Consider the following 26,372-nt stretch of genomic DNA (forward strand, 5'->3'; position numbering starts at 1 on the left):
AAACTTACGAAAAAGCAAGCAAATTGTACTTTATTCAGCCTATTCTGTTCAGCATAGACCAATGGCGCGAATTTTATTAATAAATTTAAGGTATTGCGAGCTATTTTTTAGAGCTATAACTCACTCTCAGAGTAATTTGGATAAGGGCTTGATTGGCGAGTAATTGTTTATTCAATGTCTGTAAATAGAAAATGGCCTTTCGGCCATTTTCGTGGTTATTTATGCAGGCAAAAATTTATCAGATTTTTGCCTCATTTATGGTGCATAAAATTATTTTTTGACGGCTTTTTTCTCTGGCCATAAGTAAGCGGCTATTGCTGGTAACACAATAATTGCGGCTAACATATTTACCAAGAACATAAAGGTTAACAAAATACCCATGTCTACTTGGAATTTAAGTGCAGAGAAGAACCAAGTAGAAACACCAATTGCAAGTGTAATACCGGTTAGTAATACCGCGTTGCCACGTTCTTGTAAGGCAGTTAAGTAAGCTTTCTTAACACTATCGCCTTCGCGTAAACGCAGACTCATGGTTGATAAGATATAGATACCATAGTCAACACCAATACCAACACCAAGTGCGATTACCGGTAACGTTGAAACCGTTAGACCAATATCAAGCGCTGTCATTAAACCTTGCGCCAAAGTTGATACGATATAAAGCGGTAACACAACAGAGATGGTTGCACGAACACTCTTGAAGCTCACTAAACAAAGTAAGATAACAGCGCCGTAAACGTATAACATCATCGGCAGTTGCGCGGCTTCTACAGCTTCGTTGGTTGCAGCCATTACACCTACTGGGCCAGATGCTAACTTAAACGTTAGTTGATCTGTATTTAACTCCTCAGCTACTTCCTTCACTCTGTTAACGACACGATTAATGGTTTCTGCTTTGTGGTCTTCCAAGAATAGAATCACTGGCATCACACTACAGTCGCGATTTAGTAAACCACTGGTGGTCGGTACGTTGGCAATCGATTGAACTAATGTTTGTTGATTACGCGGAATAACACGCCATTTTGGGTTACCTTCGTTGTAACCAGCGTTAACGATTTTCGATACCGCTGCTAAACTTGCCGCTGACTGCACACCTTCAACATTCTGCAAGTGCCATTGAAAGCGATCGATCACTTCTAATGTTTCAAACGAAGTACAAGCGTCTGGTTGGGTTTCAACAATCACAGACATGTAATCAACACTAATTGCGTATCGATCAGTAATTAAGAAGGTATCTTGGTTGTAGCGAGAGTCTTCATGAAGCGCTGGTGCACCGGCGTGCAACTCACCAATTTTCATGTTTTGTGCGTGATATAAACCAAAGGCATATAAACCTGCAACAATCGCTAAAATAATCGTCGCTGGACCACGTGTTGCGAACTTCGCCATCATGTGCCAAACGTCGTTACTATTCGACTTTTTCTTAGTGCTAGCTTCTGGCTGTTTAGCACCCTCTAATTTCATGTAAGAAATCAAAACAGGTAGTAACACCAAGTTAGTTAGGATGATCATCGCAACACCAAGTGATGCGGTAATCGCTAGCTCGCGAATAATACCAATATCAATCGACAGTAAGGTAATGAAACCAATGGTATCTGATAGTAACGCAACACCGCCTGGAATTAATAACGCGCGGAAACTATTTTGAGCGCCCTGCTTACAGCTAATCCCTGATTCAACCTGCTTAACAACTGAATTAATCATTTGCACAGCGTGACTCACACCAATAGCAAACACTAGGAATGGTACAAGAATCGACATTGGGTCAATACCAAAGCCAAGGCTCGCTAACATACCCATTTGCCAAATTACAGCAACTAGTGAACAAACAATGGTTAATAACGTAAGGCTAATAGAGCGACAGAAGAAGAATACCATTACCGCGGTGATCGCTATTGCAATGGCAAAGAAAGTAACAACATTTTTAGCGCCATTGGCAACGTCGCCAACCATTTTAGCGAAACCGATAACGTGCACAGACACCTTATCACTTTCGTATTTAACGCGAATATCGTTTTCTAATTGCTCAGCAATTTTCAACGTATCTAATGGTTCACCTGTGTTCGGGTCAATTTCCATTAGTGTTGCGGTAACCATGGCACAGCTGTAATCATCAGCGACGATTCTGCCTACGATACCGGCTTTTTCAATGTTAGCCTTTACAACCGCCATGCCTTTTTCATCGCTTGGCTTAAAGCTCGCAGGAATTACTGGGCCACCAGAGAAACCATCTTCGACTACTTCAACAAAGCGAGTGCTTGGTGAGTAAAGTGATTTTACTTGAATACGATCAACGCCTGGAATGAAGAATAGTTGATCATGCACACCTTTTAAGGCGTTAAAGAAAGGTTCGTTAAAAATATCACCATCAACATCACACACAGAGATAAGTACATTGTTTGCACCACCAAAATCTTTTTGATGTTTTAGGTAGGTTTGCATGTATTGGTGGTTAAGTGGAATATTTTTGGTAAACGCAGCATCTAGTTTTAGATGCGTCGCTTGGTATAAAAGCACAAAAGTCGTAATCACGAATAGTGCTAAGACGAATGCTCGGTGACGGAAAATACCGAATTCAATTTTATTGATTGCTGAATTAATACTCATAAACACTACTTCGCGATTGTTATTGTTCTAACACCATCTTCAGAAACGGCAACTAGACGATTGTTAAACCAGACACCAGCGATAAGTGACTTACCATCTGGCTGTGACCAAGCTACGAACTTTTGGCCATCGTCTTCACTCACTAATAATGCACCACCATTACCTAACAGTAGTAAGCGATCATCATCAGTTAACACGATATCATTAATCAGTGCTGTGGAATCTGTCGGAATATGTTGCCATGGGGTGCCATTTCTAAGGCTTCTAAAAACATTGCCCCTTAGGCCAGCGGCAAGTAAATTTCCTTGCTGCGTTCGCTCGATATCGAAAAATGAGCCTTCATAAATAGGATCGAATTGCTGCCAGCTTTGGCCAAAATCATTACTTTTTGCGATTAGACCAATCTCGCCAACGAGATATGATGTGCGACCATCCATGACCATTTTATTAAAGTGCGGTAAAATACTGCCTCGCTCGTCAAGGTAGGCTTCCTCGTCCTCCATCTTGAGCTCATTGAGGTACTCAATGTCTTCTTCAGGTAAAAATTCGCCGTGAAATTCTTCTACCCAGTTTTTACCGCCATCAGTTGTGCGATAAAACAAACCGTAAGCACCAATAGCAACACCGTTGTTCTGATCTTTAAATACAACATCAAGCAAAGGCTTTTGCTTTTCAGGTAAGTATTGCTGAATAGTCCAAGTAGCACCGCCATCAGTTGTGGCCAATATGGTTGCATCGTAACCAACAGCCCAACCATGATCTTCATCTGCAAAAGTGACCGCAGTTAGTGTTGATTGCACCGGCACCGCTTGTTGTTGCCAGTTTTCGCCATCAGTAGAAAGGAGTACGTGCCCTCTCTCGCCCACAGCAACTAACTGTCCTTGTTCTATCTGGTGAATATCTAATAGTAGAGATTTACTCGCTAGAGGAGCTTGTATCGCAGGCATAGGCTCGGTAACAGCATAAACCTTTGTCGCTAATGCGCAGCATAGTGCCGCTGCAAATACATTCTTCATTCCTAAAACCACGCTTTCTTTCTAGTTATAAACAAAAACGGCTGGCCCGGTGCCAGCCGCTCATCGCTAATCAAATGTGATTAACGACGTCCTTCTCGTCTTAAGGCTGCAGGTGTAAACACCTTGTCTTTCAGCTTAACACTGAAGTCATACATGGACTCTTCGTTATCTAAGCCAATAGCGATATAACGGCGAGCTTGCAAGTCATGGAAAACTTCCAATGTAGTCCATTGTGTTGGCACTTCATAGTAGTTTATACCATGAGCGATACCCACTCTGTACAATTCATCTCGGTTATCATAAATATCAGTAACCGCTACTTGCCAGCTATCTTCGTCAATGTAGAACACACGCTTCTTGTAGATATGACGTGTGTCATCTTTCAAGTTAGCTTCTACTACCCATACACGGTGTTTTTCATAGCGCACTAGATCTTTATTGATATGACCAGGCTGAAGAATGTCATCATACTTTAGGCTGTCACTGTGTAAGCGGTAATCGTTGTATGGAATCAACAATTCTTGCTTGCCTTTTAATGTCCAGTTGTAGCGGTTTGGTGCGCCGTTGTACATATCGAAATCATCGGTTGTACGCAAGCCATCTGACGCTGTACCTGGTGCATCATAAGCAACGTTTGGTGCACGACGTACACGACGTTGACCAGTGTTGTAAGTCCATGCTTGGCGTGGCGTTCTAATTTGATCCATGGTTTCATGAACAAGCAATGCGGTACCGGCGATACGTGCTGGCTTATTTACCTTTTGCTTAAACTTGAAAACGATATTCGACTCTTCAAGCTCTGCTGGTGTTGCGCCTTCCTCGTGGTAGGTAAACATCAACTGTTGATCAAAACCGATGTAGGTGTAATCACCACTTGCCGTAGGACCCGCTTGACCCGCTTTGTTCTGCATAGAAACACCGCGGTAGCGCAAGATGTGGTTCCAAATAGCTTCTAAACCGTTTTGCGGCATTGGGAATGGGATACCAACAGCACCATTTGCAATACCGTTACCGCCTGTTACTAACTCAGTGCGCGATGCGTTGTTAATTGACTCATCATAAACGTGTTGTGGATATGATGCAGAGCGGCGCGTTTGATAAACATTCATTTTGAATGTTTCCGGGTATGTTTCAAATAACTTAATTTGACCCGGTGTTAACAAATCTTTGTACTCGCCCATGTTTTGAGCGGTAACTGTGTACAGAACTTTATCGTCTGGGTACGGATCAGGATGATGGTCACCTGGCTTGTAACCAGCTGGCCACTCTGTAATACCCCCTGTCCACTCAGGAATAGAACCGTCTTCGTTAGCGCCGCGCACTGCCCCCATCGGTGTAAACTCTGTTTTTAGCTTGGCAGCTTCGTCTGCCGAAACCTTGGCAAACACTGACGTGCTGCTCACCGCAAGCGATACGGCTAAAGATAATAAGGTGAGTTTTTTCATTATCATTACTTCCTTAAATTGAATACTTAACGCTAAACGAAATAAAGTCGCGATCTTCAAGAATGTTAGTCGTGCCTACGCCGCCAAAGAAGGCATTGTAACCAAAACTACCAGACCAACGGTTTTGATAATCAAAGTCGAGACTAAATGCTACAGACTTGCGATCTTCAATAAACATAAACAATGGATCAGGCGTGATACCTTCAACATCATGAGAAAATACGATACGTGGTGAAACGTTGATACCCGCGAATACGTTATTGAAATCAAGCTTCAATAGCGCTCGATAACCCCATGAAAACTCATCTGGGAACGGGTTGGTTTCAACACCATCTTGAACGGCAAGTTCTAAACCTTCAATACCTGCGATACCGCCATTTCTTGCTGTACCAGGACCATTTAAGCGCAGTACATCTTCATCCGGCATATCGTTGATATTAACACCACCAACTTCAAGTAAACCCGTTACCTGATCCGCGCCCATCATAGGACCGAATAAGTGAGTTAAGGTAAACTGTGCTTGTAACGTGTCCGATAAAATGAAACCTTCAGCACGCTCGCCTGGTGCAAAGATGTCCATCTGCGAAATACCGTTTAGATCTGGACGAATACCAGCGTTGGCTAACTGCTGCGGCATAGCAGCAAATAGTAACTCTACGTCATCAATTTGTAGTGGCTCATCTTGACGGTAGCTTACTTCACCCGCGACCGCTGTAGCACCTACTGTAGTATTAAAGCTAAATGCATATAGTTGAATGTCTTCTGGGTAGTCTAACTCTACTTTAGAGAAGCCACGCAAATCAGCGTAGTTATCATAGGTAATTTGGTTTTGTGCGATAAAGGCTAAATCAGCGCCAATAGCAGGCGCTGTAAAGTCTGCAACAACACCTGAGAATAATGGACGACGGCTGTGGTAGTTCATGTAGTACAAACTAATTTCAGAGTCATTCAATTCAGGTAGGAACCAAGAAAGACGTAAACCGTATTGACCGCCATTGTCTGGACGTACAAGCGATTCATTGCCCGGTGCTTTTAGCGTTAATCTTGTACCGTGCGCTAGGTAAATTCCTGCGGCTGCCGCAGCTACTGCTGGATCACCGCTGCGTAGTGCATCGCCTAAGCCATTTAGGTTACCGATTAAGTAATCAAGATCCATATCTGGGTTACTTGCAAAGTTTAACTGAACGTTATTGAAGTGACCGCCGTCACCCGCAAAATCGTTGCCTGCGAAGTAGCTACCCGCTGCTGGAATTACGGTTTTTTCCCAGTCGTACTGATAGAAGGCTTCAATGTTAAAGTTCTCTGTTACGCCTAATGAACCCCATACCGCGCCAAACGGGATGAAAGCTTCTTTTAATTCTGCACCTGGTGCTCTTAAACGAGCAATATCTACTGGGTTTAATTCACTAATACCATGCGGAATTAGTGCACTCTCACCCCAGCTAATAACCTGTTGACCAACACGAATTGAGAATGGCATTTCGCCAATATCGAAATCGCCATAGAAGAAGGCATCAAGAATACGGAAGTCACTACAAACTTGCTCTTCCGCAATAGAGTCACGACAAGGATCGTCGGTACGGCCAGTTAAGGTATTTGTCCAGGCTCTATCTTCGTCCGACATTTCAAAATCGTAGAAGTATAGGCCACGAATGAACACACCCATGTTATCTCTGCGAATATCTAGCTCATGCGTGCCTTTGAAAATGGTAGAAAATGCATCACCAGCATCAAAGTTAAGATTTGCATTGTCACTGTTTGACGAATACTTACCTTCACCATTCCAGACATCAGCACCACTTGGTACTGGGTTAAATGCAGGATGGTAACTGCTAAAGTCAAATCCATTGTTCACGTTGTTTGGTTTACTGACGTGATTTGCCCAGTCGCGATTTTCAACGCGAATACTGGTACCTAATGAAAATGTTGAGTCAAAGGTAATTTCAAAATCACCTAATTCAAATATTGCGGCATTAACGCTTGGTGTAATAGATACTGCTAAGGCAGCAGCAACGCTTAGCGCGATTGGTTTCTTAAAAAAAGATATACGAGGGCTATGTTTCATTCAATCTCTCCCCAGTCCTGAAACAAAGTATTATCTACTTTTTATAAATTCTTATTGTTCTAGTGCTTGTTGTTTTTTTGCTCACGATTCTTGTGCGCAAAACCATAATTGCATCATTTATCAGAACAGGCAAGCGCAAATATTTTTCCTAAATACACTTATTTTTAAAGACTTACAGACTGGCTTTCACAATAACCAAATCAATGTTTAAAACATCTGTTTTAAACAAAAGCCATTGGATGGACTGACCACTTTGTGGGCTTTGTGCTGTCTACCGCCTACTAAAATAAACAATGACACTTCGAACAAATAAATGCCCCCTCTTGTTTAAAGTATATACTCTACGAAATTCCATTTGATTGAAAATAATTTGTTCAAACAGGCTTTTTCTAGTTACAGGCGCCTATTAACTTGGTGTTAAATTGAACACTAAATCACTGTCGTAAAAGGCTTTCGCAGCATTTCGTGGGTAATATTGAACGCTGTGTATAGTGACAATTAACCTAGTGAATATAAAAACTGTTTGAAATATATACTCTAAGACTTAGTTTTTATTTACTACAAGGTGGTAAAGAGAAATAGTGATTTATATTCAAACGCTTAGAATATTTGACGAATGATATAGCGGTTTAGCTCGATAAATTAGGAGGTGTAAGAGTCTTAGTTTATATCAGCGCTAAACGTTAAATAATGATTTGTTCAAGAATGAATTTGCTTTGAATGGCTAGGTTCAAAGGTTGCTTTAGTATATCCATAGCAAGTTAATGAAAAATGAAAGCAGCCTTAGGCTTCATAGACTGCTTTTCTTTGTGGCTTTATTATTCGCCAGTTTTATATTGTACTTACTCAAGGTTGATTAAAAGCTAAGACACTTTGGTTAGCGACACAAATTTATTGTTCTCAGTTTCCAAGCAGAACATGCCATATACACCACTTGGCGTCATAAACTTGCGCAAATGCATTGCCGGAAATTGAATGCGCTGTCCGTTAGTTGCAAATGCTACAACGGTAGACGCTTGACCGCGGTAATAAGGCATCACATCATCCGCTGACATAGATACCTTGAAATAATACTTCACACTAAGCTTCCTATATCTATTTAGTGCTGCGGTAATGCTGCGTTCAACTTTTCAGTAATATCACGCGATAATTCAGGCTGAGCCGCAATAAGCTCCAATGCTTTGATCATCAATCCACTGTGGTGCTCATCAAACGCTTTAAACTGGATTAACGGTGTGATCAAACGAGAAGCGACTTGTGGATTGATCTTGTCCATGGCGATAATCTGCTCGGCAAGGAATTGATAGCCTTTACCTTGCGCATCATGAAAATATCGCGCATTTTGCATAGCGAACGCACCAATTAACGAGCGCGCCCGATTTGGATTGGTCAGTGCAAAATCGTCGCGCGCCATTAGCTGTTCTAACCTTTCGAAAATCGTATCAACTTGCATATTCGCTTGCAGGCTAAACCACTTGTCCATCACTAAGGTGTCTTCTAGCCATGTTTGCTCGAATTGCGACAATATCTTGTCACCAACTTCTAGCGGTGCATGCCTCACAGCACTTTGCAGCGCACCAAGCTTGCTAGTCATCTCTTTGGCTTGCGTAAACTGTTGTTCAATTATGTGATGGTACTTAGATAACATACTTAAATAACTTAAACAGGTGTTTGCTAAAGAGCGAGCAGCGACTTGTTTGCCTTCTGTGCTTTCGTTTGTATGGTCGTCTGTGTCACCGTCTGTGTTCTGAATTAATTGTTCGCTCGTTTGATAAAGCCCAATTAAATTTTCATCAAATTGCTGAGCAATAAATAATTTCAGTTGCCCAACTGCGCTTAACAACTGTTGCGGATTAACTTTATCTAGACCAGAAACGAGCTCATCAAAAGACGGCAGCGTTAGCATTAGCGCCTTAAATTCGTCATCATAATCAGCTTTCATCACCGCAGCCATCATTCGCGTGATTGACTCGCTAGGTTTAGCACTTTGATTTGCCAGCAAGAATGCAACTTCCTGTGCCATGATCTTTTGACCGGCATCCCAAATACAGAAGCTGTTGTCACCCAGCTCGATGATTGACAGTAACTCCTCAACCGATTGTTCAAAATGTGTTTTAACCGGCGCGGAAAAATCACCAAGCAGCGCAACAATAGTTTGATTACTAGCATCAAACTGCCATGTTTGTTGTACATCAGTTAATTCCAACAATTGATTCGTCACTTGTTGCGTAACAGGGTCAATCAATTCAATGTTAATTGGAATATGCAAGTGGCGTTTTTCAGGTTGCGCTTCACTCGGCGGAGTATGCTGTACAATGGTTAACTTGAACTTATTAAGCTCTGCATCGAATTGCTGCGTTACTGTGAGCTCAGGTGTACCTGATTGATTGTACCAGCGTTTAAATAAGGATAAATCTTTGCCATTTGCGTCTGCCATAGCATCGACAAAATCGTCACAAGTCACTGCCATGCCGTCAAAACGTTTAAAGTACAAATCCATACCTTGTCTAAAGCCTTGTTGACCTAGCAAGGTATGTAACATGCGAATCACTTCACTACCCTTTTCATAAACCGTTAAGGTGTAGAAATTATTCATTTCCATCACTTTTTCAGGGCGAATTGGATGCGACATTGGTCCGGCGTCTTCAGCAAACTGTTGAGCCCGCAATAACTTAACATTTTGTATACGCGTTACCGCACTTGAGTGCATGTCAGCACTAAACTGCTGATCTCTAAATACCGTTAACCCTTCTTTTAAGCTTAACTGGAACCAATCACGACAGGTAACACGGTTACCCGTCCAGTTATGGAAATACTCGTGTGCAATAACCGCTTCAATATTAAAGAAGTCTGTATCGGTGGCGCTGTCTTTATCTGCTAGCACGTATTTGCTATTAAATACGTTCAGCCCTTTGTTTTCCATCGCTCCCATATTGAAGAAGTCAACGGCGACTATCATGTAAATATCAAGGTCGTACTCTAAACCAAAAACTTGCTCGTCCCATGCCATCGAACGTTTCAGTGAGTCCATTGCATGAACCGCTTTATGCTTGTTGCCACGATCAACAAAAATTTCCAAAGCAACACTGCGGCCAGACTGAGTCACAAACTCATCTTTGAGTAAATCAAAATCACCCGCGACCAGTGCAAATAAATAACAAGGTTTACGGAATGGGTCATGCCATGTCACGAAGTGCTTGCCATTGGCAAGTTCGCCACGCTCAACTGGATTTCCGTTAGCCAGTAAGTACGGGTATGTCGCTTTGTCAGCAATCACCTTAGTGGTAAAAATTGCCATCACATCTGGGCGATCTAAATAGTAAGTAATGCGCCTAAAACCTTCTGCTTCACATTGCGTACAAAACGCACCACCAGATTTATACAAGCCTTCAAGTGCGGTATTGTTAGCAGGGTCAATTTCAGTGACTAGTTCTAACGTAAATTCATCAGGTACATTGAAGATGGTAAGCTGCTGTTCAGTTTGTTCAAAAGCATCACTTGTTAGTTGCTCACCATTAATTTTCGCGCTAACGAGCTTAAGATGCTCACCATCTAAAATGAGTTGGTTTTGTTCAAAATTCGCTTTTTTGATAGCAAGCGTGTTAGTGACACGAGTGTGATTGTCATCAAGTTCGACCGTTAAATTAACGGTATCAATGGTAAAATCTGACGGTAAATAGTCAGCTAAATATTTGGCAGTAAACTCTGACATAGCTTGTCTCGAAATGTGTTTTTAAAAATACCAATTTCATTAATTACTTAATCATTCTGGCTGGTTAAAACGCTCATTAACTACGTTGTTATTTTTGAAATTAGAACAACTAGTTAGCAAAAAATAACACCTTGCATACATGGATGTAGGTACTTAGGTTTTGCTGGGAGCACAAAACCTGTGTTTATGAACCTTTTTCCTGCGCCATAATTGCTCAATTCATTAATTCTATTGCTATAACTTACGAAAAATTCGAATAAAAAGCCTGCTCGAAGCAGGCCTTTACAAATTAAAATAGATAATTATTCATGCTAGCGCCATTGACGCTAGGCAGGCTGCTCAGACATTTTATTCATTTTAAAGCCAGCGTAACCATAAATAATCGCTAGTATTGGGTTAATAATATTAAAGAAGCAGTAAAAAATATACTCATAAGAACCTAATGCCAATGCCCCCATCATAAATGCACCACAAGTATTCCATGGGATCAGTGGCGAAGTGATAGTGCCAGAATCTTCTAATGTTCTGCTTAACGTCGTTGGATGGAAGCCTCTGCGTTCATATTCTTCTTTGTACATGCGACCAGGCATGACTATTGCCATATACTGATCGGCCGTAATTAGGTTAGTACCAATACAGGTAGCCACTGTGCTGGCAATCAAACTACCGGTTGATTTAGCCGCGGCTAAAATGGCATCAACAAAGCGACGTAACATCCCCAAATGTTCTAACACTGCGCCAAAGCTCAACGCCGTCATCACTAGCCAGATAGTGTTAAGCATGCTTGACATGCCGCCGCGGCTTAACAGCTCATCAATGTTGGCATTACCAGTATCGACGGTAACACCATCAAAAAATGCTGTCCAAACCACCATAATAGTTGCCTTGACACCTTCAACGCCCTCGGCGGCCATGGTCGCGATTAACTCTTGTTGAAAAATCACTGCCCACACAGCACCAATTAAGGCACCTACCGATACGGCAGGAAACGCTGGCATTTTTTTGTATGCTAATGTTAATAACACAGCTAACGGGATAAGATTTAACGCTGAAATATTGTAGGTCGCTTCAAGCGTAGAAGTTAGCGTAGTTATGCTGTCAGTATTGCCTGTACCCTGCCCTGAATGATCAAAACCAATAATTAAAAATAAAATTAACGCTATAGTAATTGAAGGTACCGTTGTCCATAGCATATTGCGAATATGGGCAAATAGTTCAGTACCAGCTACCGCTGGTGCCAAGTTTGTTGTTTCAGATAATGGCGACAACTTATCACCAAAATAGGCACCAGAAATTACCGCACCAGCAGTTACGGCGGTCGACATTTCAAAACCAGTTGCTATACCAATAAAAGCAACACCAACAGTGGCGGCAGTAGTCCATGAACTACCAATACTCATGGCGACAATACCACACACCACACAGGCTGCAGCATAGAACCAACTGGGGTCAATAATTTGCAGACCAAAATAAACCAGCGTTGGCACGGTCCCTGATAATAACCAAGTACCAATAAGCGAGCCAACGGCTAACAAAATCAAAACCGCACTGAGCGACAATGAAATACCGTTAACAATGGCTTTTTCAATAGAGTGCCAATCAAAACCATTTTTTAAGCCAATGATGATCGCAATACCCATTGCGATTAATAAGGCTATTTGGTTGGGACCATAAGACGAGTTATCACCAAAATAAACTACTGCGGTAGAAAGCATGGCAATCAGTGCAATTATCGGAATAAATGCATCCAGCATGCTCGGGATTCTAGGCTGCGAATCAAGAGGTTGTGACATTATTTATATAAACCCTGAAATAATTATTATATTCGCCGGGGCGGCGAGATGTATTAATCTGCCTAGACAAGTCGGTGACTGCAAGACATTTATTAAAGCAATTATACTAAAATTTGTCGGTGCAAAGAAATGTTTGCCAATAACTATTCGCTTTTGCTGTATAAAAATATAAACACTAGTGCTCTATGCAAAGGCGTTTCTTAGGAATTAACAAAGAAAAACGCCATCTAGCTAACCGCTAAATGGCGTTTTATTCGTTAGACTGCGCTTTGATATTATTGAGTGACTTTATTTTTTGCCACTTTTCCCAATGCAACTAAATCGTAGGTGATTTTCGCCGCTTCATCTAAGAAAGGATCGATTTCATCAAGCTCATCAGGTAGATCGTCTAGGCTTTCTACGGTTTTTAGCCCTAGCATAGCCAAACGTTCATTTGCTCTTACGAGCTGTTTAGCTTTGCGCGCTTCACGTTTTTCTTTACGTGCAACTAGATTAAGCGAAATCGACTTGTCGTCTTTCTCTTGCTTATATTCTTCAATATCACTTAGCAAATAGTTAAATTCAGCATTCGCTTTGATACGCTCTTGATGCAATGAGTCAAGATATGAAACATCCGTGGTAATATCATCAAGCGTTCGGTATTTTGCTTTGGCGATCTGGTCCCAAGGCAATGCATTCTCTTCTTTACTCTCGCCCCACTCCGCTGGGTCAATTGCCGATGGGAATAAGATGTCAGGCGTTACACCACGATGTTGCGTTGAACCACCGTTAATGCGATAAAACTTAGCGATCGTGAACTGAATACTACCAAACGGCTTATCAAACAAATCATATACTCGACCTAGCCCACGGTGCTGTTGCACAGTGCCCTTGCCAAAGGTTTGTTCTCCAACGATAACACCGCGGCCATAGTCTTGAATTGCCGCAGAGAATATTTCGCTAGCTGACGCACTGTAGCGATCAACCATTACGGTTAACGGGCCGTCATAATAGCTAAAACCATCGCGATCACTGTTGACTTGCACACGGTTCGCACCATCGCGAACTTGAACGACAGGTCCCTTATCGATGAATAAGCCAGTTAGTAACGTTGCTTCCGTTAACGAACCACCGCCATTGCCGCGTAAATCAACAATAACGCCCTCGACCTTCTCAGACTTAAGCTTTTCAAGTTCTTTTTTCACATCGCGTGATAAATTGTTGTAAAAGCTAGGAATAGTGATAACGCCAAGCTTCTTGCCACTTTGCTCTAAGTCATGCTCGTAGTAGACCTCAGACTTAGCAGCTCTGTCTTCTAACTTAATTTTATCGCGAACAATTGAGACAACTTTAATATTCGATGAATCATCTGAATCGCCAGGCAGCACTTGTAAACGCACATTACTACCTTTTGGCCCTTTGATTAAGTCGACAACATCATCTAAGCGCCAGCCAATCACATCGACAAAATCGTCTTGGTCTTGTGCAACACCAACAATGCGATCTTTAGGCTTTAATTCGTTTGATTTATCAGCTGGGCCGCCATTCACAATGCTTTGAATAACTGTGTAGTCTTCTTCTGCACGCAACACAGCACCAATACCTTCAAGTGAAAGGTTCATTTCCATTTGGAAACGTTCAGCATTGCGCGGTGATAAATAAGAGGTGTGAGGCTCAACAACACGAGCAAAGCTATTCATCACAATTTGGAAAACATCTTCGCTTTCACTTTGCTTTAAGCGACGAATAGCATAGCGGTATCGTTTACCAAGAATTTCTTGGACTTTTTCCCACTCTTTGCCAGCAAGCGTTAAGTTCAAGGCATCATACTTTACTTTTTGACGCCAAAGTTCATTCAGCTCTTCAATGCTCTGCGGCGCTGAGGCATCTTCGCGATCATAGGCATAAACTTCATCAACCGTGAAGTCGAATGGTTTCTCTAGCAATGTCAGCGCGTACTCATAACGCTCTAATCTACGTTGAAGGTTCAAGTTGTAGATTTCGTATGCAATATCAAGCTTGCCACGAGCAATCACTTGATCAAAATCATCGCGGTACTTGGCAAATTTTTCGATATCAGACGCTAGAAAAACATTCTTAGCGTAATCAAGTTGCTTGATATAGCGGTCGAAAATCTGCTCAGAGAGCAGATCGTCAACTTTTATTTGCTTGTAATGGGCACGGGTAAATTGTGCCGTAATGCGCTTACTGGCGGTAGCGTGTTGGCTTTCAGGTTTTAACGTTGGAAGAGCGTCAGGTTCTTGAGCCTTCTCTGCCATTACATTGGCAGAAAATGCTAGCGATATGGCAAGTGCTATACGACAAAATTTTTGCATGCCAGTTACCTCATATTATTCGGAGAAAATATTTTGAATGTGAGTTTTAATCACCATTCCTGAGTCAAGTTGAACACTAATATCATCACCTGCTACTTCTGTAATTGTCGCGTTCATTGGTGCTTGGCCAATTCGCACCTTAACTTGTTGGTTGACCTTTATTGTAGTTGATTCTACAGGCTTTAGCTCAACCGCTGGTTTTGGTGCACGCTTAGTAGGTGATTTAACAGCTTTAAACTTCTGGCTACGCTTGTTGTCGCCAGTAGCTTGTGCATTGTTGTTCTTCTTACCCTTATAAGGCTTTTTGTCCTTGTTGTCTTGCTGTTTTTTGTTAGCAAATTTATCTTGGCTTTCTTTGAGTGTCTTCGCAGCGTACTCTGCTTGCGCTTCATCAATTGCTTCAGCATTGTTGCCAGCTAAGTCAACACGGTGACTGCCAACTTTAATTGACTTCAGGTAACGCCAGCTACTAGTGTAGTGACGAAGTGCTTGACGTAAACGTGTTTTACTGACCGTTTCATCTTCACTTAATTGCTCAGCTAAATCTTGGAAAATGCCAATTTTTAAAGGCTTAGCAGCACCTTCTATGCTAAAGCACGCAGGAAATTTTTCTGCTAAATAGGCAATAATTTCTTTGCTGCTAGTTCTTTTAGTTTCCATAATACAACTTATATACTCAATTACTGTTGAATGTACTGGTCTCGATTTGTCATAACATGTCGACACCAATCATAAATATCTTCCATATCTAATTCTGGAAGTGCTTCTTGCGGAATCCAGGTGTCCCACACTAACGCGAGAATAGCGATAAGCTCTTCAGGAGCAATATCATCTTCTGCCATATCGTATAGTGCGTGATAGATTTCATTAATGCGTTCAGCAACTAGCTCTTCTTCACCGTCCCAGTCGCCTACCACAGCTTCTGAAACTAAGTAATCGTGAATAACGACAAACTCTTTCATTAGCTAGCAGCTTGTTGCTCAAGTAAACGCACTATGGCTTCTAAGCCATCTTGGTCTGCTTGTTCAAAGCGGTCGTATTCGATGCTATCTATATCGAGTACCGCAACCACTTCGTCATTTAATTTTACTGGAATAACAATTTCAGAATTGCTCGCAGCATCACAAGCAATATGGCCTTCAAAAGCATGTACATCAGCGATACGCTGCGTTTGTGCTGTTGCTGCTGCTGTGCCACAAACGCCCTTACCTAGAGGGATGCGAATACAAGCAACTTTGCCTTGAAACGGCCCTAACACTAGGCCATCACCTTCACGACGGTAAAAGCCTGCCCAGTTAACATATTCCAATGACTCGAACAAAAGTGCGCTGATGTTTGCCATGTTGGCAATTAGGTCGTGCTCACCCTCAATAATAGCAGCCACTTGCTTGTATAACTGCTGATAAAATGCGGTCTTATCCATTAAATCTAACAACACCGTTAAAAAGCGCTAAAGATACCTTGATAACGCCTTAAATTAAAGTTTTAATCGCTTACCGTTAGCATTTAATTGCTTTTTAACATAAATGTAACGGTTACCTCTGCGCTAATCTCACTTGTACCTGAATAACTTTTCATCTGTCGAACGCCATCAAACGCCTCAGCAGCCATCATCACTTGCCCAGGCGCTCTATAAGCATGCTCGTTCAACATTTGCACTGGTCCTAATTCTACGCCTAAATTCTCAGCCAAACGCAACGCCTTAGTTTTCGCATTGGCAACCGCTTGAGTTAATGCTTGTTGGTATAGTGTTTCTGCTTTAGCGAGGCTTGATTGCACAGGAGAAATGCGTGTTACGCCAATTTTTAAAGCCTTATCCAACAAGCGCTCATAATCATCAACATCCGTTAATATCACTTCCACTTGACGACGAAGATCAAAGACAATCTCTGCGCGACGATTAGGTTTCGCCTTAGTTTTAGATTCTGCATTGCTATTTAAGGCAACCACACCGTCACCTTGATTAAAGTCTTGCTCAACATACACGCGATGAAGGTTGGTATTTGGTTTGGGGTAAATCGGCACCACTTGAACGCTAGTCGTTTTGATATCATCATCTTTGATGCGCATTGCTTTGGCCGAGCGTGTTAGCAAATTGGTTTGTTGATCTATTTTTGCCTTAGCTTTAGCAATGATTGCCGTGCGTTGTTCAAACGTAAAGACCACTTTAAATTGATCGGGTGCCTTAGCAATCGACGCTTTGCCAACAACGGTAATACCTTTAGCTTGTTCAGCAAATAAATAATTGCTGTTAATCACAAGTAAAGTGAAAAGAAATAACCTGAGCTTCATCTGGCCTCCTGGTTAGCGATATGAATGATATTAGCGACACTAGCTAAGCATTTTCGACTATAAATTGTGTTGTTGTTTAAAGGCAGCTTTTTCTTGTTCACTTGCTTGCTGCCACCAGTAATTGAGCATGTCTAATGCACGAGAATGAGCTGTTCTATCGCTACCTACTTGATTAGGAAGTGCTGGCAGCATTGCAGGTTTAGCTGACGCTCCCTCGTTACTAGAACGAGTGTCTAACACCGATTGATATTGACGCTGCTCAAAATCGGCCAACGCAAAAGTTTGGTATACGACCTTTTTGTCACTTGACGTCGTTAATGTTAAAGATGGCGATTTCGCATATTCACGCGCTTGTTTTTCTTCTTGGTTTCTAGGAGATGAAACTTTAATGGTTTCTTCTGCTTTATTGACAACCAAAACAAATTGATCAGATTTAACCTTTACATGATCGTCGTTATCGGCATCCTCAAAAAGCTCGCTGTAACGATATAGAATCACGTGGCGGCCAACAGGCAAGGTAATCTTGCTTTCAGATTCAAACAAGCCACGGCTAAATGAATCGCCATTAACTTTTAAAACTTCGTAAACGTCAGGAAAAATAAGTTCTTTGGCAGATAAACTCTGAACATTGAAAAGAATAAAAAAGCTTGTAGCAAGGCTAATAAATTTTAAAGGGGAGATTAAGGATGATTTCATATCGATTGAATTTTATGGTTTTTGGCTCATGGGCCAAAGAATCTTGATGCCCTTATTTTAGGCAATCATAACCCAAAGAAAAAGCACCAACTGGTGCTTTTTCATGTTTATTGTTCTGCTCATACTAAAAGCTATCTGCAGGAACTGCCACTCGCCCTTCCATTAGCAGTCGAGCGCTTCGACTCATCACAGCTTTATCAATCCGCCACTGCCCGTCAATATCGCTCGCCTTCGCGCCTACTTTTAACGTACCTGAAGGGTGACCAAATACGATGCTTTCTCGCTCACCACCTCCTGCTGCGCTGTTCACAACTGTACCAGGGATAGCAGCCGCACTGGCAATGGCCACCGCAGCCGTGCCCATCATGGCATGATGTAACTTGCCCATTGATAACGCTCTAACGTTGATATCTATATCATCCGCCGATATTAGCTTACCGCTTGATGCCTGATAACTTTGAGCAGGCGCAACAAACGCAACTTTAGGCGTATGTTGGCGCGTTTTCGCTTCGTCTGGATGATTAATCAACCCCATTTTCAGCGCACCAGCCGTGCGAATATTCTCAAAATAGGCCAGCTTTTCAGCCGAGTTGTTAATATCGTCTTGCAGTTCAGTCCCCAGATATCCAATTTCTGCCGCATCTAAGAAAATGGTCGGAATACCTGCATTAATTAATGTCGCATTAAAAGTGCCAATTCCTGGCACCTCAAGCTGATCGACAAGATTACCCGTTGGGAACATGGCTTCGCTGGGATCAACTGGCTCAATGAATTCAACCGGTACCTCTGCTGCAGGAAAAGTCACGCCATCTAATTCAAAGTTGCCTGTTTCTTGCACTTCTCCGTTAGTGATAGGAACTTGCGCAATAATTGTTTTGCCAATATTTTGCTGCCAAATACGCACAGTACAAACACCATTTTCCGGTATTTTTGGCGGTTCAACCAAGCCCGACATAATCGCAAAGGCGCCAACAGCAGCAGTTAAATTGCCACAGTTGCCAGACCAATCAACAAAAGGCCTATCAATTGCCACTTGACCAAACAAATAATCCACATCGTGATCTGCTTGACTAGATTTAGCAACAATCACAGTTTTTGATGTGCTGGAGGTTGCCCCGCCCATGCCATCGGTTTGTTTACCATAAGGATCAGGTGAGCCAATGACGCGAAGTAACAAATTATCACGCGCCTCACCTGGCACTTGGCAGCGCTCAGGCAAGTCAGTTAAGCTGAAAAACACGCCTTTGGAGGTTCCGCCGCGCATATAGGTGGCGGGAATTTTTACTTGTGGTGCGCTAGTCATTGCTTGCTGCCTCACTTTCTAACTGACAGGTTGATGACTCTAAAAAATCCTGCGCGAATTTTTGTAATACGCCGCCCGCTGCGTGCACAATCACTTCTTCAGCAGTATCTAAGCGGCACTTCACTGGAATATTAATTTGCTCGCCAGCATTAGCACCTTTTTGACGGGTCATCACTACTGTCATGGCACCGCCTGGTGAGGTTTTTCCTTGCACATCGAAGGTTTCACTACCGTCAATTTGGTAGGTATTACGGGTATCACCGTTAACAAACTCTAGCGGTAAAACTCCCATACCTATCAAGTTAGTTCGGTGAATACGTTCAAACCCTTCTGCAACAATCACTTCAACACCTGCTAAGCGAACACCTTTTGCTGCCCAGTCGCGTGAAGATCCTTGTCCATAGTCAGCACCAGCAATAATACACAGTGGCTGCTTACGCGACATATATGTCTCAATCGCTTCCCACATGCGAGCTTGTATACCTTCGGGTTCAACACGCGCAAGTGATCCTTGGATTACCTGCCCTTGTTCATCACGGCACATTTCGTTAAAGAGTTTAGGGTTAGCAAAAGTTGCCCGCTGCGCGGTTAAATGATCGCCGCGATGAGTCGCGTAAGAGTTAAAATCTTCTTCTGGCAACCCCATTTTAGCGAGATACTCGCCAGCAGCTGAGCTGGCAAGAATCGCGTTCGACGGCGATAAATGGTCGGTGGTGATATTGTCCCCTAAAACCGCTAGTGGGCGCATGCCTTTCATCGTACGCTCACCTGCTAACGCTCCTTCTCCTTCGGTTGCCCAATAAGGTGGACGGCGAATATAAGTTGACATTTCGCGCCACTGATAAAGCGGGTCGATATACGGGTTTTGCTCGTCACCAAAATCGACTTTTAAGTCGATTTCCTTACTAAACCCTTTGTCTCTATTGAACATTGGCTCGTAAATCTTTTTAAATTGCTCAGGTTTTACCGCAGCGTTGACGATGGCGTCAATTTCTTCATCACTTGGCCAAATATCTTTTAACGTAATTGGCTCACCGTTCTTATCGATGCCAAGTACATCTTGCTCGATATCAAAACGCACTGTGCCCGCAATCGCATAGGCGACTACAAGTGGCGGAGACGCTAAAAACGCTTGTTTCGCGTAAGGGTGAATGCGGCCATCAAAGTTGCGATTACCTGAAAGTACTGCGGTGGCATACAAATCGCGGTCAATCACTTCTTGTTGAATTTGTGGGTCTAATGCCCCAGACATACCATTACAAGTAGTACAAGCATACGCGACTATGCCAAAGCCTAATTGCTCAAGTTCGGTTAGCAAGCCAGCTTCTTCTAAGTACAGCTTGGCCACTTTTGAGCCGGGTGCAAATGAGGTTTTAACCCAAGGCTTACGTACTAAACCCAATTCATTAGCGTGCTTAGCAACTAGTCCTGCAGCGACGACATTTCTAGGATTTGAAGTATTTGTACATGAGGTAATCGCCGCAATTATACAAGCACCATCCGGCATATTGCCTTGCCAGTTATTTAATTCCGGTGATTGCCACTGACCAGCCACACCTCGCGCTTGCAAATCGGACGTTGGCAAACGACGATGTGGATTAGAAGGCCCTGCCATATTGCGCGTTACACTGGATAAATCAAAGGTTAAGACGCGCTCATACTCAGCATTTGCTAAGTCGTCTGCCCATAGGCCGGTGGTTTTCGCATAGTTTTCAACTAAAGCGACTTGCTCTGGCTCACGACCAGTAATGGTCAAGTAATCTAAAGTTTGCTGATCGATATAAAACATCCCCGCAGACGCACCATATTCCGGTGTCATATTCGAGATAGTTGCGCGATCACCTATAGTTAAGCTTGCGGCTCCTTCACCGAAAAACTCTAAGTAGCTCGACACCACTTTTTCGTTGCGAAGAAATTCCGTAATCGCTAAAACGATATCGGTTGCGGTAATGCCCGGTTGGCGCTTACCGACCAATTTAACACCAACAATATCAGGCAAGCGCATCATAGATGGACGGCCTAACATCACTGTTTCAGCTTCTAGGCCACCAACCCCAATAGCGATAACCCCCAGAGCATCAACATGTGGCGTGTGCGAGTCAGTGCCAACACAAGTATCGGGAAAGGCAATACCATCACGAGCTTGAATGACTGGCGACATTTTCTCTAGGTTAATTTGATGCATAATGCCGTTACCCGCAGGTATAACATCAACATTTTCAAAAGCAGTTTTGGTCCATTCAATAAAATGGAATCTGTCTTCATTGCGTCTGTCCTCAATAGCGCGGTTTTTCTCAAACGCATTAGCTTCAAAGCCGCCGTGTTCCACGGCTAACGAGTGATCAACAATCAGTTGAGTGGGCACCACAGGATTGACTTTCGCGGGATCACCTCCTTGCTCGGCGATAGCATCACGTAAGCCCGCTAAATCAACGAGTGCCGTTTGTCCTAAGATATCGTGGCAAACAACGCGAGCGGGATACCAAGGAAAGTCTAAATCACGTTTATTGCCAATGATTTGCTGCAATGCGGCTGTCAAGTTTTCAGGTTCGCAGCGACGTACTAATTGCTCCGCTAATACGCGTGACGTGTAAGGTAATTTTTGATAACTACCCGGCTCAATATCTTCTATTGCTTGGCGGGTATCGAAATAATCTAGCTGAGTGCCAGTTAATGGTTTGCGGTAATTTGTATTCATGATCTGATAACTTGTGCTCTAATAGCTGGAAAGTGATTAGAAAATATAAAGGCTAATTAGCGGTAAATACTGAGATTACAGCCTTAATCTGTGATCTAGCCGTTGCGAAGAAGCTTACTAGGGGAATACTCGTCTAGTTAACTATCTGAGTATTCCAAGCCATATTGCTGGTTAACAAACGACGTCAACTAGCCGCCACTATCTGTTTTCAATCGCAACATAATCGCGTGCGTCTTCCCCTATATAATCAGCAGACGGTCGAATGATTCGATTATTAGCTCGTTGCTCCATCGCGTGTGCAGTCCAACCCGCGACTCTTGAGCAAACAAAAATTGGCGTAAACAGCTTAGTCGGAATGCCCATAAAGTTATACGCAGAGGCGTGGAAGAAATCGGCATTACAGAAGAGTTTTTTCTCACGCCACATCACCGCTTCACAACGCTCAGAAACATCATATAAACGTGTATCGCCAGTTTGCTCAGCTAGCTTTTTAGACCATTCCTTAATAATCGCATTACGCGGATCTGACTCGCGATAAACCGCATGACCAAAGCCCATAATCTTTTCTTTACGGTCAAGCATCCCCATAATATTGGCTTCGGCTTCATCAGCACTTTGCCAATCTTCAATCATCTCCATGGCCGCTTCATTGGCTCCGCCATGCAATGGACCGCGCAATGAACCAATGGCGCCAGTAACAACCGAGTGAATATCTGATAAGGTTGAAGCACAAACACGGCCAGTAAAGGTTGATGCGTTAAATTCGTGCTCTGCATATAGCACCAACGAGGCATGCATCACATCCACATGCATTGGCTCTGGTTTTTTATTATGTAGCGTCCAAAGGAATTGCTCAGCGATTGAATCTGCTTCGGTTTCAACCTCAACACGAATACCGTGATGGCTAAAGTTATACCAATAGTTAATTAAGCCAGGAAACACCGCCAACATGCGATCCATGTGGTCAAGTTGGTCAGAAAAGTCGCCCTGCTCCGTTTCCAAATTACCCAACATTGAGCAACCTGTGCGCATTACATCCATTGGATGGGCATCTTTTGGAATATTTTCCAACACCACTTTTAAGGGTGCGGGTAGACCTCGCATTCCTTTTAAGCGTATCTTATAAGCCGTTAGCTCAGTTTGATTAGGTAATTTGCCGTAAAGTAGCAAATAGGCCACTTCCTCAAATTGTGCATTTGCGGCTAAGTCTTTAATGTCGTATCCGCGATAGGTTAAACCTGAGCCTGATTTACCCACTGTGCATAGGGCAGTTTCGCCCGCACTTTGCCCACGTAAACCGGCACCACCGAGTTTCTTATCAACCATTACACTTTCCTCCATAAATTCACTTGTTGTTAGCTGCCTTGCCTCATACTCTGACGGTTAGATGGCATGCAGCTTTTTTATTCTTTTTACTGCATTTTTACTTATTTTTACCTTCGGCAAACAATGAGTCGAGTTTTTGCTCGTACTCGTGATACCCCAAGTAATCATATAATTCCATACGCGTTTGCATATTGTCGATTTCGGCTGTTTGATCGCCGTCAACCAACAATGTTTTATAAACTGACTCAGCCGCTTTGTTCATTGCTCTAAATGCCGAAAGTGGATAAAGCACCATAGCGCAGCCCCACTCTCCTAATTGCGCTTTGTTCCACAACTCGGTTTTACCAAATTCGGTAATGTTCGCTAAAATTGGCACATCTAGCGCCTCAGCAAAGGCACGATAATGCGCCTCAGTTTGCACTGCTTCGGCAAAAATGCCGTCTGCACCGGCAGCAACATACGCATTTGCGCGCTCAAGTGCTTTTTCTAGACCTTCTTGAGCAAACGCGTCGGTGCGTGCCATGATAAAAAAGTCATCATCAGTGCGGGCATCGACTGCTGCTTTAATGCGATCAACCATTTCTTCGGTGGATACAATTTCTTTATTTGGCCTGTGGCCACAGCGCTTTTGCGCCACTTGATCTTCAATATGTACTGCTGCTGCCCCCGCCTTTTCCATATCGCGAATAGTTTTAGCAATGTTAAACGCACCGCCCCAACCAGTATCAATATCGACCATCAAAGGTAAGCTAGATGCAGATGTAATTCGCTGAACATCGGCGATAACATCGTTAAGTGACGTCATACCTAGATCTGGCAAACCGTAAGATGCGTTTGCTACGCCGCCACCCGATAAATAAATGGCTTGATGCCCTAGTTGCTCCGCCATCATGGCGCAATAGGCATTGATCGTACCGACAATTTGTAACGGCTTATTATTGGCAAGTGCTTGTCTAAATTTAGCCCCTGCTGACATTGGTATTGACATATAACTACCCTTTATTACCCTGTTGTAGTGTCTGTATTTAGCGAGTGCTTAGCTGATGCCAGCTGCGCTATTTTGTTTTCTATGTTCTTGCGAGATGCAGCGATATGCCGACGCATCAAGAGTTCTGCTAATTCGCCATCGCGATCAGCAATGGCTTCGATAATGCGCGAATGCTCATCAAAGGCGCGACTCGCTCGTGGGCTATTCATGCCAAACTGACAGCGATACATGCGTAGTAAGTAATACAACTGGCCGCATAAAATATTAATGAGTTGTTGATTATGGCTGCCTAAAATGACTTTGTAGTGAAAATCAAGATCGCCTTCTTCTTGGTAATAAGCGATGCCGTCTTGCAGCGCTTTTGCTTTCGCGTGCTCAGCGAGCATTGCCTTCATCGCGGCAATTTCTTCATCAGACATATTTATTGCGGCTTGACGACAAGCCATACCTTCAAGTGCTTCGCGCGCAATGTACAAGTCAAGCAACCCTTCGACCGTGCAATCTACGACCTTTGAACCAACGTTCGCTTTACGCTCAATTAAATGGCACTTTTCTAATCGATTTAGCGCTTCGCGTAAGGTAGAACGAGAAATTTGATATTGCTTGGCAAGCTCTGGTTCACTAATTTTTGTACCAGCGCGAATTTCACCGCTAACAATCGCTTGTTGCAGTTGTACGAAGACTTTATCTGAAGTAGTGATTGGTGTGTATTCGGTTGGATTAACTGACACTAGATTGTCGACAATTGATAAACATTGAGTTCAGTATAGTGATTGAAAGTTAAAGATCAACCAAGAAATGAACATATTGTCGACAATAATTGAGAGTAGAGTAAAAAAGGTTAGCGTAAAGCCTGTTTATAGAGAACGCTAATAGGCTAGCCAAAGAACCAGTAGCATACGCAAATAGCAGCGAACATGCCGGCAAAGTCAGCAATCAGCCCACAGGTAACCGCATGACGGGTATAGCGAATACCCACAGAGCCGAAATAAACCGCCAATACATAAAAGGTGGTTTCCGTAGAACCTTGCATAATAGAGGCTAAACGCCCTGCAAATGAATCAGCGCCATAAGTATTCATGGTCTCTATCATCATGGCGCGCGAGCCTGAGCCACTAAGGGGTTTCATTAAAGCCGTTGGCATAGCATCAACAAACGCCGTATCAAAACCTAATAACGCAACAAAATGGCGAAAAGTGTCGACAATCAAGGTTAATGCCCCGCTCGCACGAAGCACGCCTATCGCTACCAACATCGCTAATAAATACGGGATCAGCTTGATACTGGTTTCGAAGCCCTCTTTAGCACCATTTATAAAGGCGTCGTAAACATTAATCTTGCGCCACATTGCTACTGAGATAAACGCTATGATGGTTAGGAAAATTAACGAGTTACCTAAAATAGACGACTGCTGAGCCAGAAGTTCGCTGCTGAGTTGGGCAAAATAGATAATTAATGCAATTAACACTGCTGCACCAGCGCTAAAATAGAGTAAGATCACTTTCTGCATTAATTGAATTTTTTGTTTGTAAGCCACTGCCAGTAAACCAACAAAACTAGAGGCAAAGGTTGCCAGCAGAATAGGAATAAACACATCGGTCGGATTTGCCGCCCCTTGCTGCGCGCGATAAACAAACACTGCGATTGGAAAGAGTGTGACTGAGCTAGTGTTAAGTACCAAAAACAAAATTTGGGCATCGGTCGCGGTATCTTTTTTGGGGTTAAGAGTTTGCAAGTCCTGCATCGCTTTTAGCCCGAGAGGCGTAGCCGCATTGTCGAGTCCGAGAAAGTTTGCCGATAAGTTCATGGTCATTGAGCCCATCGCCGGATGACCTTTTGGCACTTGTGGCATCAACTTTTGAAACAAAGGTGAGATCATTAATGACAGGCGATTGATCACCCCTGCTTGCTCAGCTACCTTCATCATGCCTAGCCAAAAGCTTAAAATACCAATCAAGCCGATCGCAATTTCTACCGTAACCTTCGACATGTCAAATATGCTATTGATAACGGCTGAAAAGATTTCGCCATTGCCTAGAAAAAACCATTGATGTAGTGATGAAAATAAAGCGAGAAAAAAGAAGCTGATCCAGATTTTGTTTAGCACAAGTTATTC

19 protein-coding genes are annotated in these 26,372 nt (G+C 42.9%); all 19 read right to left on the bottom strand.

Translation table 11 applies throughout. The features are described from left to right. Nucleotides 1-270: 270 nt before the first annotated feature. Entirely contained in the window at nucleotides 271-2,607 is a 2,337-nt protein-coding gene (locus DXX92_RS10765) for an efflux RND transporter permease subunit (RefSeq protein ID WP_116000445.1), read from the bottom strand. Nucleotides 2,608-2,612: 5 nt separating this feature from the next. Beyond that, a complete protein-coding gene (locus DXX92_RS10770) occupies nucleotides 2,613-3,623 on the bottom strand; it encodes a WD40/YVTN/BNR-like repeat-containing protein (protein WP_116000446.1) in 1,011 nt (336 codons plus the stop codon). Nucleotides 3,624-3,703: 80 nt separating this feature from the next. Beyond that, on the bottom strand, nucleotides 3,704-5,071 hold the full coding sequence (locus DXX92_RS10775; RefSeq protein ID WP_116002389.1) for a DUF1329 domain-containing protein: 1,368 nt from the start codon (nucleotides 5,069-5,071) through the stop codon (nucleotides 3,704-3,706). Nucleotides 5,072-5,081: 10 nt separating this feature from the next. Next, on the bottom strand, nucleotides 5,082-7,133 hold the full coding sequence (locus DXX92_RS10780) for a DUF1302 domain-containing protein (RefSeq protein WP_116000447.1): 2,052 nt from the start codon (nucleotides 7,131-7,133) through the stop codon (nucleotides 5,082-5,084). An 863-nt stretch (nucleotides 7,134-7,996) separates the two neighbouring features. Further along, the gene (locus DXX92_RS10785; protein ID WP_116000448.1) at nucleotides 7,997-8,212 is read right to left on the bottom strand and encodes a DUF2835 domain-containing protein; all 216 of its coding nucleotides are present in this window, start codon (nucleotides 8,210-8,212) and stop codon (nucleotides 7,997-7,999) included. A gap of 20 nt (nucleotides 8,213-8,232) precedes the next feature. Continuing rightward, nucleotides 8,233-10,845 (bottom strand): aminopeptidase N, encoded by a 2,613-nt coding sequence (pepN, locus tag DXX92_RS10790; RefSeq protein WP_116000449.1) that lies wholly within the window; start codon nucleotides 10,843-10,845, stop codon nucleotides 8,233-8,235. A gap of 326 nt (nucleotides 10,846-11,171) precedes the next feature. Then, entirely contained in the window at nucleotides 11,172-12,638 is a 1,467-nt protein-coding gene (gene nhaC, locus DXX92_RS10795) for a Na+/H+ antiporter NhaC (RefSeq protein ID WP_116000450.1), read from the bottom strand. 275 nt (nucleotides 12,639-12,913) lie between these two features. Beyond that, complete coding sequence (gene prc / locus DXX92_RS10800; protein WP_116000451.1) at nucleotides 12,914-14,953, bottom strand: carboxy terminal-processing peptidase; 2,040 nt, start codon at nucleotides 14,951-14,953, stop codon at nucleotides 12,914-12,916. 15 nt (nucleotides 14,954-14,968) lie between these two features. Beyond that, complete coding sequence (gene proQ / locus DXX92_RS10805; RefSeq protein WP_116000452.1) at nucleotides 14,969-15,613, bottom strand: RNA chaperone ProQ; 645 nt, start codon at nucleotides 15,611-15,613, stop codon at nucleotides 14,969-14,971. Nucleotides 15,614-15,633: 20 nt separating this feature from the next. Beyond that, on the bottom strand, nucleotides 15,634-15,915 hold the full coding sequence (locus tag DXX92_RS10810) for a hypothetical protein (RefSeq protein ID WP_116000453.1): 282 nt from the start codon (nucleotides 15,913-15,915) through the stop codon (nucleotides 15,634-15,636). Beyond that, nucleotides 15,915-16,376, bottom strand: a complete 462-nt coding sequence (locus DXX92_RS10815; protein ID WP_116000454.1) for a GAF domain-containing protein — start codon at nucleotides 16,374-16,376, stop codon at nucleotides 15,915-15,917. Before DXX92_RS10815 ends, DXX92_RS10810 begins: the two co-directional genes overlap by 1 nt. 83 nt (nucleotides 16,377-16,459) lie before the next feature. Beyond that, nucleotides 16,460-17,245 (bottom strand): SIMPL domain-containing protein, encoded by a 786-nt coding sequence (locus tag DXX92_RS10820; RefSeq protein WP_116000455.1) that lies wholly within the window; start codon nucleotides 17,243-17,245, stop codon nucleotides 16,460-16,462. A gap of 57 nt (nucleotides 17,246-17,302) precedes the next feature. Next, nucleotides 17,303-17,941, bottom strand: a complete 639-nt coding sequence (locus DXX92_RS10825; RefSeq protein WP_116000456.1) for a DUF2057 domain-containing protein — start codon at nucleotides 17,939-17,941, stop codon at nucleotides 17,303-17,305. Nucleotides 17,942-18,065: 124 nt separating this feature from the next. Then, nucleotides 18,066-19,244, bottom strand: coding sequence for a 2-methylaconitate cis-trans isomerase PrpF (gene prpF / locus DXX92_RS10830; protein WP_116000457.1), 1,179 nt, complete (start codon nucleotides 19,242-19,244; stop codon nucleotides 18,066-18,068). Further along, the gene (gene acnD, locus DXX92_RS10835; RefSeq protein WP_116000458.1) at nucleotides 19,237-21,942 is read right to left on the bottom strand and encodes a Fe/S-dependent 2-methylisocitrate dehydratase AcnD; all 2,706 of its coding nucleotides are present in this window, start codon (nucleotides 21,940-21,942) and stop codon (nucleotides 19,237-19,239) included. Before acnD ends, prpF begins: the two co-directional genes overlap by 8 nt. Before the next feature lie 198 nt (nucleotides 21,943-22,140). Then, nucleotides 22,141-23,268 carry a bifunctional 2-methylcitrate synthase/citrate synthase gene (gene prpC / locus DXX92_RS10840; RefSeq protein ID WP_116000459.1) on the bottom strand — a complete coding sequence of 376 codons (1,128 nt, stop codon included), beginning with the start codon at nucleotides 23,266-23,268 and terminating at the stop codon, nucleotides 22,141-22,143. Nucleotides 23,269-23,365: 97 nt separating this feature from the next. Then, entirely contained in the window at nucleotides 23,366-24,244 is an 879-nt protein-coding gene (gene prpB, locus DXX92_RS10845) for a methylisocitrate lyase (RefSeq protein WP_220347693.1), read from the bottom strand. A gap of 26 nt (nucleotides 24,245-24,270) precedes the next feature. Next, complete coding sequence (locus DXX92_RS10850; RefSeq protein WP_245961463.1) at nucleotides 24,271-24,987, bottom strand: GntR family transcriptional regulator; 717 nt, start codon at nucleotides 24,985-24,987, stop codon at nucleotides 24,271-24,273. A gap of 146 nt (nucleotides 24,988-25,133) precedes the next feature. Then, nucleotides 25,134-26,363 carry a nucleoside recognition domain-containing protein gene (locus DXX92_RS10855; RefSeq protein WP_116000462.1) on the bottom strand — a complete coding sequence of 410 codons (1,230 nt, stop codon included), beginning with the start codon at nucleotides 26,361-26,363 and terminating at the stop codon, nucleotides 25,134-25,136. Nucleotides 26,364-26,372: the final 9 nt, after the last annotated feature.

It is taken from the genome of Thalassotalea euphylliae (genome assembly GCF_003390395.1).
Classification (GTDB): domain Bacteria; phylum Pseudomonadota; class Gammaproteobacteria; order Enterobacterales; family Alteromonadaceae; genus Thalassotalea_F; species Thalassotalea_F euphylliae_C.